Source organism: Mucilaginibacter sp., assembly GCF_039207105.1.
GTDB lineage: Bacteria > Bacteroidota > Bacteroidia > Sphingobacteriales > Sphingobacteriaceae > Mucilaginibacter.
Genome location: NZ_JBCECK010000085.1, coordinates 5,694 through 22,519 on the forward strand (window position 1 = coordinate 5,694; position 16,826 = coordinate 22,519).

Here is a 16,826-nt window from a genome sequence, read left to right on the forward strand (position 1 = left end):
CAAAGGCGAACTAAACGTGATTTCAGATGGGGCACTCAAAAATGTAAAGCTGACAGGATCCGCCGCGGCCGCGCAAAACCAAATTATTGAAATAGGTCACGGGGTAACCAGAGAAAAAGAAGAGCTCAAAAGAATTGTGGCCACCGAAGATTATAAAACGAACGAAACACTGCAGGCCGATGTATTAAAAAGGTCAAGGGCATTAGCTTATAAAGGCTTGATTGACATGTACGATTTTGTTAAAAACAATCCCAGTAACAGGATAAGTCCATTTACAACTTACGCACTGTTTTTATCTGGCTTGGTCAGCAGTACAGGCCAGGATACACTGATGCGTCAATTACCTAATCATGTTAAAACCGATAAGGTAGGTTTAGCTATAGCACATATTCCTGTGATGCGTGATTCGTTAATGAAAGCGGCCCTGGCCAAACAAAAAGTTGATGCGGGCAAAGTTCCAGTAGGCAGCAAAGCACCTGATTTTACCGAAAACGATGTGCATAATAAACCGGTTAGCCTGTCATCATTTAAAGGTAAGTATGTGCTGGTTGATTTTTGGGCAAGCTGGTGTTTACCATGCCGTAAAGAAAATCCCAACGTATTGAAAGCTTATAATCAATACAAAGATAAAGGCTTTACCGTGTTAGGCGTGTCTCTTGATTCGGAATCAGCTAAAGCCAGCTGGCTTAAAGCTATAGCCGCCGATGCTATGCCCTGGACCCAGATATCGGACCTGAAAGGCTGGAAAAACCAGGCGGCACAATTATATGGCGTAAGTTCTATTCCACAAAACTTCCTGATTGATCCTAACGGGGTTGTTATTGCTACCAACCTGCGTAACGAAGATTTACATACCAAATTAGCATCTATCTTTAAATAACCTCCACCATGAAAACTACCCTCAAATACAATGTTTTAGTAGTCGTTATTATAATAACTTGTCTTTTTCTGATAATAACTTGTCTATTTCTGGTCACCTATAATGCCAGTGCCCAGACCAAAACGGCAAATTTTGCCGGTCAATGGCATCTGAATGAAGATAAAAGCGATTTTGGCCGTTTAACTGCTGCCAGCTTGAAAAAGTCACAGGTACTTACCATCAGTCAAACAACTGATGAAATAGATATCAAAAGCGGCGATTCAACAGAAAACAATACCTCCGTGATCAGACTTGACGGAAAGCAATCGCAACTAATTACTAACCAGATTATTAGTGAAATTCCAAACATCATTAAAAGTGAGTTGAGCACACATTGGACCAACGATCATGTGGTTATTGTAACCATGGATCATCCTAAAAATGCTTTACCACCAAGTGTTAAAACCTATACGATCTCGCCGGATGGGCAAACCCTTAGTATTGATTACAGACTTAAGTATAGTAATGAGGATCTGGTTTTGAAGCTGATTTACGATAAGCAAAAGGGCAATTAACACTGCGGCAGCGTTATGCATAACCATAAAAATAGCTCATGAATATAAAAAAAATAATATTGGCTGCAGTTACCGGATTTGCCGGGTACTCGGCTATGGCACAATCCATTCCACTTGATCCGGCTGTACGCACCGGAAAACTGGCAAATGGATTTACTTATTACATTCGTCATAATGAAGAGCCTAAAAAGCGTGTGGAATTATATCTCATCAATAAAGTAGGTTCCGTATTAGAAGATGACGACCAGCAAGGTTTAGCCCATTTTATGGAGCACATGAACTTTAACGGAACCAAAAACTTTCCCAAAAATGACCTGATAGATTATTTGCAAAAGGCTGGCGTACGCTTTGGAGCCGATCTGAATGCCTATACCAGCTTTGACGAAACCGTTTATCAGCTACCTATTCCTACAGATAATCCTGATATGTTTGCCAATGGCATTCGCATTATGCGCGACTGGGCCCGGGAGGCAAGCCTGGACCCCACAGAAATTGAAAAAGAACGCGGCGTAGTTTTAGAGGAAAAAAGAATGGGTAAAGGTGCCAGTGACCGTATGTCAAGAAAATACCTGCCCATGTTGCTTAACCACGCACGCTATGCCGACAGACTACCTATAGGTACGGACGCAGTGCTGACACAATTTAAACCAAAGGTAATTAAAAGTTTTCATCATGACTGGTATCGTCCTGACCTGCAGGCGTTGATCATTGTAGGCGATGTTGATGTTAATGTAGCTGAAAAATTAGTTAAGGAAAAATTTGCCGACCTGCAAAATCCGCAAAATGAAAGGGCCCGTACCCGGTATAGTATCCCTCTAACCGGCAAAAGTCAGTTCATGATCGTAACGGACAAGGAAGAAACATCAACCGATTTGCAGATCATGATAAAGCATCAGGCTCCCGAATTGAAAAAAGAGCAGGATTATATCATTTCTATGAAACAAAACTTGTTTAACGGATTGCTAAACAACCGGAAACAGGCAGAGGTAGCCCGAGAAAATAATCCAGCCTTTACTGGCATGAGTGCCGGCATTGGTGGATTGTTGAAAAACGTAGATATGCTAAGCTTTAGTGTCTCAGCCAAGGACGGCCGTTTAGAGCAAAGCTTTATACAGACCTGGCGTATTATGGAACGAATTAAACGTTATGGATTTACTCAGCCAGAATTTGACCGTGTTAAACAAAGCTATTTACGCAACTTGCAAACAAGTGTAAACGAACAAGGCAAAACCGCGTCAAGCAGCTATGTAAAGGAATACCAGCGTTTATTTTTGAGTGGAGAAGCATCACCCGGTATTACCTGGGAATACCAGTTTGCCAAAGCGCATATTGATGCTATTTTACTACCCAATATTAATGAGTTAATGAATGAATATATGTCATCAAAAGATGTGGATATTCTGGTATCGGGCCCAGAAAAAGAAAGAGCCTCGTTACCTGACTCGGCAACAGTACAAAGCTGGATAACTAAAGTAAGTAAAGAAGCTATTCAGCCTTTTAAAGAAGATTCTGTAACTAAACCATTGCTTTCCGTCAAGCCTAAAGCAGGAAAAGTAGTTAGTAAACAACTAATTACGCCATTAAACATCACAAAACTTACACTAAGTAATGGTGTAAAAGTTATGTTGAAACCGACCGATTTCAAAAATGACCAGATATTATATGGCGCATTTGCATCAGGAGGCACTTCACTATATGACCATATCGACTACGACATAGCCTCCAATGCCGCCGGTATTATGAACAAAATGGGCTTAGGCGATTTTAACACAGTGCAGCTAAATAATTTATTTACCGGTAAAGTTGCATCATCGGGAGCCAACATTATGAACAGATCATCAACTATCAGAGCTTTTGCATCGCCTCAGGATCTGGAAGCGGCCCTGCAACTTACCTATCTGCAATTTACAGCCCCACGTAAGGATACCATGATGTTCAAAAACACGATTGATAATGCTATTGCCGGCCTGGCCAATCGTTATGCGAACCCTGCTAATGTGTTTGCTGATACGATTAGCCGTGTACTGGGTAGTTATAATTACCGCGCTGCTCCACCAACTGCTGATCGTATTGGCAAAATCACGCTGCAACGAGCTTATGAAATCTATAAAGAACGTTTTGCTGATGCTTCCGCATTCACTTTTGTATTTGTAGGTAATTTTAAGTCCGAAACTATTATACCCCTATTGGAACGATACCTGGGTGCATTACCGGCAACGCATCAAAATGTAAAAGCACGTGATGTAGGCACCGGCATTCCAGCCGGCTACCTGATTAAAAAAGTATATAAAGGCACTGAAAATAAAGCCAATGTACAATTGGTATTTAGTGGCGATTATATTCATAATCAACTGTCTAATTTGCAATTAAAGGCCCTGGGCGACATATTACAGATCAAAGTATTACAGCAGTTGCGCGAAGCCGAAAGTGAGGTTTACAGTCCAAAGGTACAAACCAGCTATAATAAGTATCCACGTAACCGCTTTGCCCTTACCGTGTCTTTCAGCTGCGCTCCGCAAAATGCAGATCACCTGGTAAATTTGGTTGAACAGGAAATGCAAACGCTGAGAGAGAACGGACCGGACGCTGACGACGTACAAAAATTCAAAGCCCAATATGAAAAAACCTTTGAGCTGGCTTTAAAGGATAACACATTTTGGTTAAACTACCTGCTCAATCAATATGAAAATAACGAAGATCCCATGCAAGCGCTGGATACCGGCAAACTACTTCAAAAAATTGATGCCGCGTCCTTAAAAAAGGCCGCCGAAGTTTTTCTGTCAGGTCAAAACATGATAACCTTTCAGCTGCTGCCTGAGAAAGCTGCAGATTAAAATAATTTAGTCCCTACATTTACCTTATAGCGCTGTATTTACAGCGCTATTTTTATTTAGAGTAATTAACAGAAGTGCTGTTGCGCTAATGGTTATTTAACTCCTAAAATCATAGCAATGAACATGATCAGCCCAAGACGCGTACGTAAGATTTTAAGGGCATGCTTCACCTGGGTTTTCACTGTAAGCTCCGACAAGTCAAGTTGCCGGGCTATCTGCTTATGGCTAAGATTAGCTCTGCGGCTTAAAATAAAGATCTCCCGCATACGGGGTGGCAAAGAATCGATTTCGCGTTCGATAATGGAAGCGAGCTGTTTTTCGCGAATAGTATAATCGGTGACACAGTTCCCGGTTTCGTAAAATGATTGGAAAGAATTAATATACCTGGAGTTTAATGCCTGCTGGCTGAACCAGTCGATCACTTTATTACGTGTAGCTGCATACAAATAACCGCCAATACTTCTTTCCGGGTCAATGTATTCTCTCCGATTCCACAGATTAATGAAGATTTCCTGAACAATATCCTGTGCATCCTCCTTGTTAGCTATCCGTTTGCACGCGTTGATGAATATCAAACCAAAATAACGCTTATAAATCTCGTTATACGCTTCATGACTACCCGTTTTTAGCAACTTGGATAAAGCATGATCAGGAAAGGCACTTATATCGTCCATGATTTAATCAACAATGATAAAAATAATTAAATATTTTGTTAAAACAGTGTTAATTCCCAAAGAATAATCTATTTGAATTGTATTTCCGAAGCAAACTACGGATTGGCGCATCAAGGTCAGCGGGACAACGTGAAAATTAATATTGAAGCAAAACAGGAAGAGTTCTTCCAGCACATAGGCCTGATAGTCGATGGCAGAAGCCATATAGCTTCAACTATGCCAGTACTGCCGCTAACGAATATGTTAGTTTACCTGTTTTATAACGCTAATTTGTTCAGTGTAACGTTTTCCAAAACAATTACGTCTTTAAAAAAAGTTATTTATGAAATATTTACTTGCGATTTCGATATTGATCTTTTTTTACGAACCCAGCCGCGCACAAACTAAAACTCCGAACTGGAATGATTCTACCGCCATGATCAATTGGATGCATCAAAGCAAAGTACCAGCACTAGGTGTTGCCTATATTGAAAAAGGCAGATCCAAAGTCATGAAAATCTACGGGGACAGGAAAACAGGCAGCCCGGCGCTGCTGAACACGGTCTTCAATGTAGCCTCGATCACCAAGACGATCACCATCCTCGTGACGTTGAACCTGGTCAATGCCGGAAAATGGACACTCGACGGGCCCGTGGCCGGCTACTGGACAGATCCGGATTTAAAAAACGATCTGCGCAGTCGGAAACTGACCACACGGGATATTTTGACGCATCGTACAGGTTTTCCTAATTGGCGCTCCGAATTGCCGCAGGCTAAGCTGACCTTTCTGGCTGATCCCGGAATAAAATATGGCTATTCGGGTGAAGGTTTTGAGTATTTACGCCATGCCCTGGAAAATAAATTTCATCGTACACTGGAACAGTTAGCCGACTCAGTGATTTTTAAACCACTTGATATGAAGGACACCCGGCTGACCTGGGATGAGGCAGAGGAACCACGTTTCGCCTTTCCTTTTGATAAGCAAGGCCAGCCATTAGAACCGACCCGAAACACCCATGCAAATGCGGCTGACCTGATGAAAACAACCTTGCCGGATTACACAAAGTTTATTCAATGGGTAATCAGCGGAGGCGGCCTGTCCAAATCCTTATTTAAGCAGATGACCAGTCACCAGGTAAATACAAAAGCCGGCGTTTATATGGGACTGGGCTGGGCCGTATACGATCCTATAGGTGATGGGGAGTATGCAATCTCTCATAGTGGCCATGATCCCGGGGTGCACACCATCGTATTCGTCTTACCGAAGTCGAAAAGAGCCCTCATTATCTTTACCAATTCTGATAACGGTATTGCCTTATATCCAGATTTGATTGTCGTTTTTTTGGGCAGACAAGGTCAGACCATTGTGGACACTGAAACAAAAAGATAGCCGAATTCAGAGCAACTGTTTCATTTTATAATTTTCTATATATTATTTAGAGACATTGAAAACGAGTTACTTAATAAGATTTTCTTCTAATTTTACGAAAATCCTGGATATCACGGTTAATTCCCTTTTAATGATTCGAATGATAACGCTGTGAAAGCTTGGTAAGTAAATCAACCGGTGCCTTGCCTGCTGAATTTCCTCGTTCAGCCCTGAATTTCATATTGGATTCGAAATTACCTTTACCTATCCACTCAGCTAACCTTCTGAAAATTTTCTAATTCATGGTGTCCATATTTCATGATTATTCGATTAAATGCCGAAATATCGTTTTTTTATCCTTAGTGCATTTAATACAATTAATTGAAAATAAACATGTTATACATTAGGCATATTTTATGTAACTCACTATAGACTGTAAAATGACTGACGTAGATTATTAACATCGCTTTCTCAAAAAGACAGTTAGTTATGAATTAAGCCAAATTGTTATTGAAAATCATTAAACCTATCCCGGATATGGAAACACTTATTTTTTTGTTGACCCACATGGTCGTGTCCACTTGTATTTATACCATTATCAGGATTGCTTTTGTACACCCGAGCAGAGATCTGGTAGACTATACCGTTTTTTAGCTAAAGCGTTTTATCGCTAAAGAGGTTGAAAAGTATAAACGATTCAGCTCTTTTTTTGGAAAGCGTTCGATGTCAAAGGGCAGGGTAATTTCCGATCAATCCATGATGTTTCAGAAGGAAATGATTACCCCTTCTTCAGTGGTGTTTAATTTTATTATGGAAAGAAAACTTCATTACGAATCAGCAGTGATCGCGTTAAACAAACTCAAGCGGCAAGCGGAAAAGCTCGTGGTACTTTCATGATATGTTTTTTCGAATGTGGGATTGTTGGCTTCAAAAACTTTTACTTTGGAATTTAAAATATCTAAACCGCGGATAGCGGCATTGAATTTGATTGTTTTATTCATGAAATAAGGCTTTATGGTTGATGTTAAGTACTAAAGGCGGGGATTTCTTCAGCGAATAGAAAATAAAGTATTTTTTAATTAATACAGCCCAAGATTTCAAATAATTCGGCTATCTCTGCATGGAGCATTAGATTAACAGCGTTTCTTTATCGACAGGATACATATATGATTGATCGTTAACTTTAGGTAAGTCCTAACACCACTAAAGTCAAGGTTGCCTGAAACCGCTCTGTTCTCAATTTTAAGAACATGCTATTGAAAAGTGTGCCATTAACCGATTCCACATTTACGGAAGTTCCTACTCAAACACGGAGCCCCATTTGGAACACGTTTCCACCCCTTATGCAAATTTTCCACCTGTAAACACACTTATATTAAAGTCTCCTCCTACGATACCTTTTACATCTACAGATGTGTCGACCGACCCCAAATAACCATACCGGCCAGTTGGGTTTACCAGTTGCTTATCAACATATCAATTTTAAGCTTTTAAAATAATTAAATCACTGTTCCGTCGGAACTATTTTTCACCAATAAATATTTTAATTGCGTAAAATTTCACCTGATATGCGGGCATTCTCCCGATATTGTTCCGGTGAAGAACCTAAGTACCTTTTAAACATCCGCGAAAAATAATATGGATCGTCATAACCAATAGTCAACCCAACAGACTTGATCTTAATATTGGGGATATGAAGTAATTGACAGGCCTTTTGCATCTTGAGATGAATAAAATAATCCAATGGAGGCATCCCTGTCGCTTTACGAAATAAGCTTGAAAAATGAGAGGCTGAAAGATTGCATGCACCAGCCATCTGCTCAACGGTGAGGCGTTGCGCAAGATTATCGCGCATATTTAAAATGGCTCGTGTAATGATGTCAGCCTCATTGTTTTGTTCCGAAAAAAGATGTCGCTGCGGGAAGAGAAATGTTGCGATCAACTGGTAAAGACAGAAACTCGCATTACATAAATGATCAGCGCTAAGGCCCATCTCAAGCGTTTGATAGATATTGCGCCATGTGTCGATGCCTTTTCCATTGAACGGTATATTAACCGGGCCCTTTGTCAAATCAATTCCGATTGATTGATTAAAATCATGAATATGGTCCCCGGTAAAATGCACCCAGTAAATTGTCCACGGATCTTCAGGATCAGCCCAATAACGCATATATTTCTCGGTAGCAGGCAAAAAAACAAACTGATTGGGCTGCACCACGAAGTACTTACCATCTATTATATAATATCCTTTTCCCTGTACACAATAAAAGAGTATATTATCATCACAGCCCCGGCGTCTTTCCCTGTAATGAAACGAAGCTTTGGGAAAATAGCCAATGTACGTAATGTAAATGGGGTGCAATAAAGGATCCCGTTTACGGGCCTCGGCCCAAACCTTTGGAGGGATGCTGATCATCAGCTCTCCTGCAAAACCATCTTGTCTTTTAAAATCGCTATTCATAACCGCATCCTTAATAGAAAGTTCCATTAAGTTAAAGTTATAATATAAACAGCGGATTTTTACAATAAGAAAATCATTGAATAATTCCTTTCCGGACTATATCAGGTAAAAAAGTCCTCAATTTAATGATAGCCCGATTCAATAATCATAATCGAATCATCCATTAAAAAACGTGTTTCTGCTATTACAAAGCTGTACCTAACCAATTAATTTTGATGCAACACCAATTGAGCCCTATTTCCGGAATTTTGAATAGTTGTACACTTTCACAGCGTGTAATTGACTAAACTGACATTACATACTAATGACTCAAGCGGTTACATTAATTAAACTCAAAACGATATTTCACATGTTATTAAAAAACAAAGTGATCTTGCTAACGGGTGGTACAGAGGGTATTGGCTTTGAATGTGCAAAAGCTTATCTCCTTGCCGGGGCAAGGTTATGTATTATTTCAAATTCTGCCCAGAGTATAGGTCTTGCAAAGAAAGAATTGGATTCAACCAATGTGCTTTTTGCCAAGGCTGATGTTTCCATAGCAACAGAAATAGAAGATACGATCACCACCGTTGTCGATCACTTCGGGACCTTAGATGTTATCCATAACAATGCCGGGATCTCTGACCCCTCAAAAGCCGTTCACGAGACAAGCTCCGATGAATGGGATACACTTTTCAATGTTAACGTCAAAGGAATTTATCATACTACCAAATATGGTGTAGAGGCGCTTCGTAAAAGCAAAGGTAATATCCTGAATACCGGCAGTTTGGTAGGTGAAATAGGGCAGCATATACATGCAGCTTACAGCGCGACAAAGGGTGCGGTGAATGCACTAACCAAGTCTATGGCATTGGATTATGCACCTTTAGGTATACGTGTCAACGCCGTTGCTCCCGCCGGCGTGTGGACACCAATGCTAAGAAATTGGAGCCGCCAGCAACCGGATACCACAACAGTCGAAAATTATCTGGACAATATTCACGCTCTGGGATATTGCCCGGAGGCCGATGTTGTAGCCGACGCATGTGTATTTCTGGTTTCTGACAAGGCACGCTTTATAACCGGATGTATACTGCCCGTTACGGGCGGCGCCGAATTGGGTTACAGAAGCATGATGAATCGAACTATTCAGGAAAGAAAAAACTAAACATGATCAAACAAGTAAAAATTAATGACATACGCTTCGCGCTTGACGGGCAGGCAGGCAGTGATGCTATTCATCGTGATCCGATCTATTCTTATGCAGTAACACGGTTGATTGATACATCCGGAATTACCGGTTCGGGCTTTGCATTTACGCTTGGTGAGGGCAACGATCTGGTATGTAAAGCCGCCCAATACTGTGCCGATAAGCTGATCGGTAAGGATATCGAGGAAATGATGGCTTCGTTCGGTAGTTTGTTCAAAAGTTTATCTAATGATCAGCAATTCCGCTGGCTCGGACCGCATAAAGGCGTGGTTCATTTAGCTCTGGCCTCTGTAACGAATGCATGTTACGACCTTTGGGCAAAAAAACGAGGCTTACCCTTGTGGAAGCTGCTAAATAGTCTTTCTCCCGAACAAATCGTAGCTACGCTTGATCTTTCTTACCTGGAGGATGAACTGACCGAACAGCAAGCTGTCAGTTTGCTGCAGGCTCAGCAAACAGAACGGGAACAAAGAGCTCAGGTTTTACAAAGTGGTTATCCTGGTTACGATACCTCTGTAGGTTGGTTCAATTACAGTGACGCTATGGTGCGTGAAAATTGCAAAAGAGCTATAGAGAATGGCTTTACCGCTATGAAGTTAAAGGTGGGATCCGTTGAAGCCGACCGCGACATCCGAAGAGCGAACATTGTACGTGAGGTAGCAGGAAATGACGTTAAGGTAATGCTTGACGCGAATCAGCAATGGACATTACCGCAGGCCATAGATATCTGCCTTAAATTAAAATCTATGACCCCCTACTGGGTAGAAGAACCTACTCATCCGGACGATGTGACCGGGCATAAAACCCTTGCCGATGCTGTAAAACCGATAAAATTAGCGTTGGGCGAACATGTGCCTAACAGAATAATTTTCAAAAATTATCTGCAAAATGGTTCAGCATCTTTTATACAAGCTGATGCCGTTCGTGTAGGTGGCGTAAGTGAATTTATTACAGTGAGCCTACTTTGTAAAAAATATGGTGTGCCTGTAGTGCCTCATGTAGGCGATATGGGGCAGCTACATCAGCATCTGGTATTATTTAATCACATATCCGTTGGACATGAGGCCTTGTTTTTAGAACATATTCCTCATTTACAAAAGCACTTTGTAAATCCTGTCCAAATTAAAAATGGTGTTTATCTAACTCCTCAGGAGCCAGGGAGTAGCTGCGATCTGATGGAATTAAGTAAAAAATAATAACCCAATATTCATTAGCATGATAGGCCGCTTTGATACCATAATCAGTATATTTTATATCGCAGGAATTTTAATCGTGGGATTGTGGTCTGGTCTCCGAAAACAAAAACAAACCGATCAAGATCATCAGGCAGGTAACTATTTTCTTGCCGGAAAAAGTCTGCGTTGGCCGATGATCGGTTTGGCGCTGTTCGCTACCAATATTTCCTGCGTACATCTGGTTAGCCTTGCTCAAAGCGGATTCGATTCCGGTTTGCTCAATGGCGATTTCGAGTGGATGGCTGCATTCACACTCATCCTGCTGGCATTATTCTTTGCACCGTTTTATATCCGCTCCGGTGTGGCAACATTACCAGATTTTCTGGAAAAACGGTATGATCGTTCCAGCAGGGATTGGTTAGCCGTGGTTTCAGTAGTATCAGCCGTTATTGTACATATCGCCTTTTCATTGCTTGCCGGCGGAATAGTATTGCATACACTTTTTGGGGTAGATATTTATGCCAGCATTATTGTCATATCATTAATTACCGCCATTTATACGATAGTTGGTGGCCTTACTGCGGTTGTGGTAACAGAATCTATCCAGACGATCGTGCTGATTTCAGGCGCTGTAATCATGACGGTCGCCTCCTGGCATAAAATGGGTGGTTGGGAACCAATGGTTCAGATACTGACTCAAAAAAACCAGTTAGATAAACTTTCCATGATGCGCCCGCATGGCGACGCCAGCGGTATGCCCTGGTATGCCGTTTTGTTAGGATATCCTGTGCTTGGTATATGGTATTGGTGCGCCGATCAAACCATCGTTCAGCGGGTGCTGGGAGCAAAAGATGAAAACCACGCGCGGGTTGGCCCCTTATTTTGCGGATTCATCAAAATTTTACCTGTGTTTATCTTCGTGATGCCCGGGCTATTCGCTTATGGTCTGGCACAAACCGGCAAACTGGATATCAGTGCGCTGAAAACAATTGAAGCTGGCAAAGCAGTTATCAACAGCAAAGGTATTTATACACTGATGATTGTTCAGCTGATTCCAAAAGGGCTGATCGGTGTATTGGTGGCAGCTTTACTTTCTGGGTTAATGAGCCAGATATCAGGAGCCCTGAATTCTATATCCACCGTGGTAAGTTATGATATTTATAAGCAATATCGACCTGATGTGAGTGATGCCAACCTCGTCGATGTCGGAAAAATAGCTGCAGGAATAGCATTAGTGCTATCGTTATTGATGCTTCCGCTGCTTAACAGCTATGAAAGTATCTTTAACGGGATAAATGAAATCATATCCTACATTGCCCCTCCTATTACCTGTGTATTCGTTTTAGGCGTTTTTTGGAAAAAAGCTTCGGCTATATCGGCTAAATATACCTTATGGGTGGGATCTGCCTTAGGTGTAATCATTTTTTCCATTGCCAAACTGTTTCCGCAAAGCACTATCGGTAGAGTGCCCTTCATGTTGATGACGGTGTATCTTTTTATGGGCTGCGCCTTGTTGCAAATACTGTTATCCAACTTTTATCCGGCAGAACATACGGCAGATAGTGCCCGGTTATACTGGCGCTCTCCTTTGGAGCCATTAATGGGTAAAGCCTGGAGTGGTTTTGGGAATTATAAGGTATTATCCATGTTACTGCTGATCATCATGTCATTTTTGTTCTGGCTATTTAGATAAAATAATTAGCATGAATTCTAAACAAATGCATGCTAATTTAAACAATACAAAGATTAACGACCGCCCCTCACCTGCCAATCATTGCCAATTTATATTATTTTTCGTTCAAAGAAATTTAAACTTACTTACTAAGGTTTAAATTTACCGGTTAAATCTAATCTGTTTCGTCTATGATCGATATAAAGCTCCTATTAGTTTTAACCGTTCTATTTTCATGCAATTTTTCAAGGGCACAGCAGGTACATTATCAGTCCGAAAGCGTAGATACCCCACAAACCATTAGTCAAACTGAATTATATAGCAAATACGCTTCGGCTGCAACTGCCGGAGGAAAAACCTGGGTATCATTTACATCATCTAAACCGGGGTTTGATGGAATTTACGTTTCAGAACGATCCAACCGATGGAGCAAACCCCAGCGAATAGATCATGGCTCAGGAAGCGAAAATTTCTCGTCAATTTTAACAACTAAAGATGAAAGTCTTTGGGTATTCTGGCAGGGAACAAGAGATGGCCGCACTGGTATATATGCAAGTAAAAAAAATAAGCAAGGCTGGCAAACCGAACAAAAGATAACGCGGGATAGCATAACCGCCCTTCACCCCAAGGTAATCAATGATCAAAAAGGAAATCTGTGGTTGATATACGAAAAAGCGGGGATCAACTCGATTGTACTGGAGGCCATGGTTTTTAATGGCCATGACTGGTCGTCTCCCAAGCAACTCAGTAAAGGTTCGTTTAACCGGAGGGCAAGCCTGGCTACGGATCCTGACGGAAGCATTTGGCTGGCGTGGGATTCACCGGTATCGGGCAACTACGATATTTGGCTTACCCAGCTGCTTTGTGCTCCCGGCAATCATAAAATTGTACAGCGGCAAACCGAGCAGGTTACCCACGATGCCGGAATTGATGATTCTCCTGCTTTGGCAATGTCGGTAGAAAATGTGTTGTGGGTCGCATGGAATAGTAATCGGAGTTTACAGTCGGAGGCTAACAGATCCGACAAACATAGCGGCGCGATTTTCTTAAAGGGACGGAAAGCGGGTAAATGGATAGCGGCAGGCGCTCCTTTCAAAGGCGCCATGTTAGGACAGGTAAATAATCCGGATTTCGATAAAACACCTAATGATGCAACCATGCCCTACTGGCATTGGAAACAGACTCAAAATTATCCCAATCTATTTTGCGATAAAAAGGGCAAGGTATATGTATTCTGGCGATCGGATCCGACAGGGGGGCATAATTTCGATATTTTCATGCGCGCTTATAATGGTCAGGCCTGGTCGAATGTTTTTGACCTGACAACTTTCTCACCAGGGCGGGATGAATGGCCACAAGCGTTGCCGGAAAATGATAAAGCCCTCCTCCTTGTTTGGCAGGGACAGGAGTTACCTTTACCCGGGGAAGAAGAAAAATATTCAGGCGGCTTTGTAGACGCTTACAATACCCGCGCCAATCATAATGTTATTCTTAGTGCATCATTAAATACCACTAAATATACTTTTACTATTCCTGCGCCAAGCAGATCCTTTCCGGCAGAAAGAATATCTGCCGCCAATGATCAGGAAAAACCATTGCCAGCAGCCACGAGACTGATCCGTTACGATTCTGTAGCGAGTAAACACTTGTTTTATGGCGACCTGCATGCGCATAGCGTTTTAAGCGACGCAAAGTATGGCTGGCCCGATCAGCTTTTTTATCTTGCACGTTTTAAAAATCAACTGGATTACATGGTGGTATCAGATCATGCAGAAATGGGGCTTCTGCAACGGTCAGAATTTGAAGAACTCTCTCTCATGGCCAGAATTTTTTCTATTCCGGCAAATTTTGTTGGTTTCAGTGGTTTTGAATGGACCGGAACACCTGAATATGGGCACCGGATAGTGATCTTTCCCGGACTACATAATCTTCCGTTAAGTTCAGCCCTACCCGAAGGGAATACTATCGAAAAGCTTTATGCATTTGCTAAAAAGAACAATGCGGTACTGTCGGCCCATCATACTGCACAGGCGACCTGGGGCAGGTGGAATCCCAACGCGGCTTATTCGCCCAAAGAGGAACCCAATTTTGAAATTGCATCCTGGCACGGCCGGTTTGAATACTATAACAACCCGATGGAAGGCCGCCGCCAGGTGCCGGGGCATCAGTTCCAGGATATTATTAAAGCGGGCAGACATTCGGGTATATTGGGTGGTAGCGATACACACTTTTTAAGTCCGGGTGAAGGCGCGTTGAACATGGTTTGGGCTGATTCATTGAGCCGGTCTTCCGTTTTTAATGCCATCGCACAACGCCATACTTATGCTACTACCGGAGCTGTAATAGGCCTGCAGTTTCATATTAACGGGCAGATGATGGGTTCTGAATTTAAATGCGATTCTCTGTTACACCTGCAGGTGATAGTGCAGGGCACATCTCCCATTGATCATATCGAAATAGTAAAGGATGCGGCAGAAAGCTTTGCATTGATAAGAATTGAGCAGCTTTCAGGCACAAACAAGGGAACATTTCTGCTCTATGATCCTGCCGCGCCACAGGGTGGTACCCGGATGCCAACCAATAACCTCAGCTCAGTAACGTTTAATGTAACCGATAAAAAAACTTTAAAAATAAGTTCCTATTACGTCAGGGTTACCCAAACAGATGGTCAGCAGGCTTGGTCTTCGCCAATTTGGGTCAATTGATTATAGGAAAAACCATATATAATAAATGAGTACGAAACACGCAACATATCTATCAGCCCTTTTAAGCGTATGCTCTTTCCTGGCGACTTTAAACCCTGTTTATGGCCAATACAGTCCTGAAAAGGTATATCATCAAAATCCGATGAAGTATGATACCAGCACCAAAGCGTATCAGCATGATTACTTGCCCAAAAAGCCTAAAGATGCGCCGAATATTGTTTTAATCATGCTCGATGATGTTGGCTTCAGTACTTCGAGCACTTTCGGAGGCATGGCCGAATGCCCGGCCTTTGATGAACTGGCGCGGCAGGGTTTGCGTTATAATAATTTTCACACCACCGCGCTGTGTGCCCCTTCACGTGCCGCCCTGATCACCGGCCGTAACCATCATTCGGTGCATATGGGGCATTTCACAGAGACAGCCTTTGATGCGCCAGGCTATGATGGGCACATGCCGTTTGAAAAAGCAACGATGGCCGAAGTGCTGTTGGATAACGGCTATAATACTTTTGCTGTGGGCAAATGGCACCTGACCCCGCCAGAGGAGCGTTCTGCCGCCGGCCCTTTCAATCGCTGGCCCACCGGGCGCGGATTTGAACACTTTTTCGGATTCCTTGAATCAGCAACTGATCAATATTATCCTGTACTGTGGCAGGGTACCAGCAGAGCGCAGGTGGATACCGGGAAAGGAACACATCTGAATATCCTGCTCGCTGATGAGGCTATCCGTTATATCAGAAACCAGAAACGGGCGGCACCGAAAAATCCTTTTTTCCTGTATTATACACCGGGTGCGGTGCATTCTCCATTACAGGTAGATAAAGAATGGATTGATAAATACAAGGGCAAATTTGACATGGGCTGGGATAAGTACCGGGAAATGGTACTCGCCAACCAAAAAAAGCTGGGCGTAGTACCATCATATGTAACGCTGCCGCCCCGCCATCAGGGCATCCCCGCATGGGATGATCTTTCTGCCGATGAAAAGAAGGTTATGGCCCGGTCGATGGAAGCCCATGCCGGTTTTCTTTCGCAAACCGATCACGAAATAGGCAGGCTGATCAACTATCTGAAAGCCAGCAATCAACTGGAAAACTGCATCGTAATGATCATTGTGGGCGACAACGGCGCTACAAAATATACAGCCGAGATCCCCGGCGTACCATCAGGTATGGAAAAAGCCAGTCATGCGCAAAGAGTAGCCGCGGCGTTGAAAAACATTGATCAGATCGGAAGGAAAAATTTCAAAGGTGATATCCCACTGGGATGGACGCAAGCAACAAACGCACCATTTAAGTATTGGAAAGCCGACGCCAATTCTGAAGGTGGTACAC

At 42.4% G+C, this 16,826-nt stretch carries 12 protein-coding genes; 9 read left to right on the forward strand and 3 right to left on the reverse strand.

Annotation, left to right across the window (positions count from 1 at the left end; all coding sequences use genetic code 11):
* The 3 genes from AAGC65_RS16510 to AAGC65_RS16520 form a co-directional block, all read left to right on the forward strand.
* Positions 1–880 (forward strand): TlpA disulfide reductase family protein (locus tag AAGC65_RS16510; protein WP_343113565.1); only part of this gene is annotated, 880 nt, incomplete at its 5' end.
* Positions 881–888: 8 nt separating this feature from the next.
* Entirely contained in the window at positions 889–1,434 is a 546-nt protein-coding gene (locus tag AAGC65_RS16515) for a hypothetical protein (protein ID WP_343113566.1), read from the forward strand.
* 38 nt (positions 1,435–1,472) lie between these two features.
* A complete protein-coding gene (locus AAGC65_RS16520; protein WP_343113567.1) occupies positions 1,473–4,268 on the forward strand; it encodes an insulinase family protein in 2,796 nt (931 codons plus the stop codon).
* A gap of 92 nt (positions 4,269–4,360) precedes the next feature.
* Here the strand turns inward: AAGC65_RS16520 and AAGC65_RS16525 are convergent, their stop codons facing one another.
* On the reverse strand, positions 4,361–4,942 hold the full coding sequence (locus AAGC65_RS16525; RefSeq protein ID WP_343113568.1) for an RNA polymerase sigma-70 factor: 582 nt from the start codon (positions 4,940–4,942) through the stop codon (positions 4,361–4,363).
* Positions 4,943–5,264: 322 nt separating this feature from the next.
* On the opposite strand from AAGC65_RS16525, the gene AAGC65_RS16530 reads away from it, so the two are divergent.
* Positions 5,265–6,311, forward strand: a complete 1,047-nt coding sequence (locus tag AAGC65_RS16530; RefSeq protein ID WP_343113569.1) for a serine hydrolase domain-containing protein — start codon at positions 5,265–5,267, stop codon at positions 6,309–6,311.
* Between the two features lie 806 nt (positions 6,312–7,117).
* On the opposite strand, the gene AAGC65_RS16535 is transcribed toward AAGC65_RS16530, so the two are convergent.
* Positions 7,118–7,291, reverse strand: coding sequence for a hypothetical protein (locus tag AAGC65_RS16535; protein WP_343113570.1), 174 nt, complete (start codon positions 7,289–7,291; stop codon positions 7,118–7,120).
* A 542-nt stretch (positions 7,292–7,833) separates the two neighbouring features.
* Entirely contained in the window at positions 7,834–8,778 is a 945-nt protein-coding gene (locus AAGC65_RS16540; protein ID WP_343113571.1) for an AraC family transcriptional regulator, read from the reverse strand.
* Positions 8,779–9,100: 322 nt separating this feature from the next.
* Here AAGC65_RS16540 and AAGC65_RS16545 point away from each other — a divergent pair, with 322 nt between their 5' ends.
* The 5 genes from AAGC65_RS16545 to AAGC65_RS16565 form a co-directional block, all read left to right on the forward strand.
* On the forward strand, positions 9,101–9,898 hold the full coding sequence (locus AAGC65_RS16545; protein WP_343113572.1) for an SDR family oxidoreductase: 798 nt from the start codon (positions 9,101–9,103) through the stop codon (positions 9,896–9,898).
* A 2-nt stretch (positions 9,899–9,900) separates the two neighbouring features.
* Entirely contained in the window at positions 9,901–11,136 is a 1,236-nt protein-coding gene (locus tag AAGC65_RS16550) for an enolase C-terminal domain-like protein (protein WP_343113573.1), read from the forward strand.
* A 19-nt stretch (positions 11,137–11,155) separates the two neighbouring features.
* Complete coding sequence (locus tag AAGC65_RS16555; protein ID WP_343113574.1) at positions 11,156–12,808, forward strand: sodium:solute symporter; 1,653 nt, start codon at positions 11,156–11,158, stop codon at positions 12,806–12,808.
* Between the two features lie 170 nt (positions 12,809–12,978).
* A complete protein-coding gene (locus AAGC65_RS16560) occupies positions 12,979–15,492 on the forward strand; it encodes a DUF3604 domain-containing protein (RefSeq protein ID WP_343113575.1) in 2,514 nt (837 codons plus the stop codon).
* Between the two features lie 25 nt (positions 15,493–15,517).
* Positions 15,518–16,826, forward strand: a 1,309-nt coding sequence (locus AAGC65_RS16565) for a sulfatase-like hydrolase/transferase (protein WP_343113576.1), incomplete at its 3' end; no start/stop codon positions are given.

Bases quoted from the DNA above. Each gene is read 5' to 3' on its own strand.
- AAGC65_RS16530 (WP_343113569.1), top strand. From the start codon at position 5,265: ATGAAATATTTACTTGCGATTTCGATATTGATCTTTTTTTACGAACCC.
- AAGC65_RS16515 (WP_343113566.1), top strand. From the start codon at position 889: ATGAAAACTACCCTCAAATACAATGTTTTAGTAGTCGTTATTATAATA.
- AAGC65_RS16540 (WP_343113571.1), bottom strand. From the start codon at position 8,778: ATGGAACTTTCTATTAAGGATGCGGTTATGAATAGCGATTTTAAAAGA.
- AAGC65_RS16525 (WP_343113568.1), bottom strand. From the start codon at position 4,942: ATGGACGATATAAGTGCCTTTCCTGATCATGCTTTATCCAAGTTGCTA.
- AAGC65_RS16545 (WP_343113572.1), top strand. From the start codon at position 9,101: ATGTTATTAAAAAACAAAGTGATCTTGCTAACGGGTGGTACAGAGGGT.
- AAGC65_RS16520 (WP_343113567.1), top strand. From the start codon at position 1,473: ATGAATATAAAAAAAATAATATTGGCTGCAGTTACCGGATTTGCCGGG.
- AAGC65_RS16555 (WP_343113574.1), top strand. From the start codon at position 11,156: ATGATAGGCCGCTTTGATACCATAATCAGTATATTTTATATCGCAGGA.
- AAGC65_RS16550 (WP_343113573.1), top strand. From the start codon at position 9,901: ATGATCAAACAAGTAAAAATTAATGACATACGCTTCGCGCTTGACGGG.
- AAGC65_RS16535 (WP_343113570.1), bottom strand. From the start codon at position 7,291: ATGAATAAAACAATCAAATTCAATGCCGCTATCCGCGGTTTAGATATT.
- AAGC65_RS16560 (WP_343113575.1), top strand. From the start codon at position 12,979: ATGATCGATATAAAGCTCCTATTAGTTTTAACCGTTCTATTTTCATGC.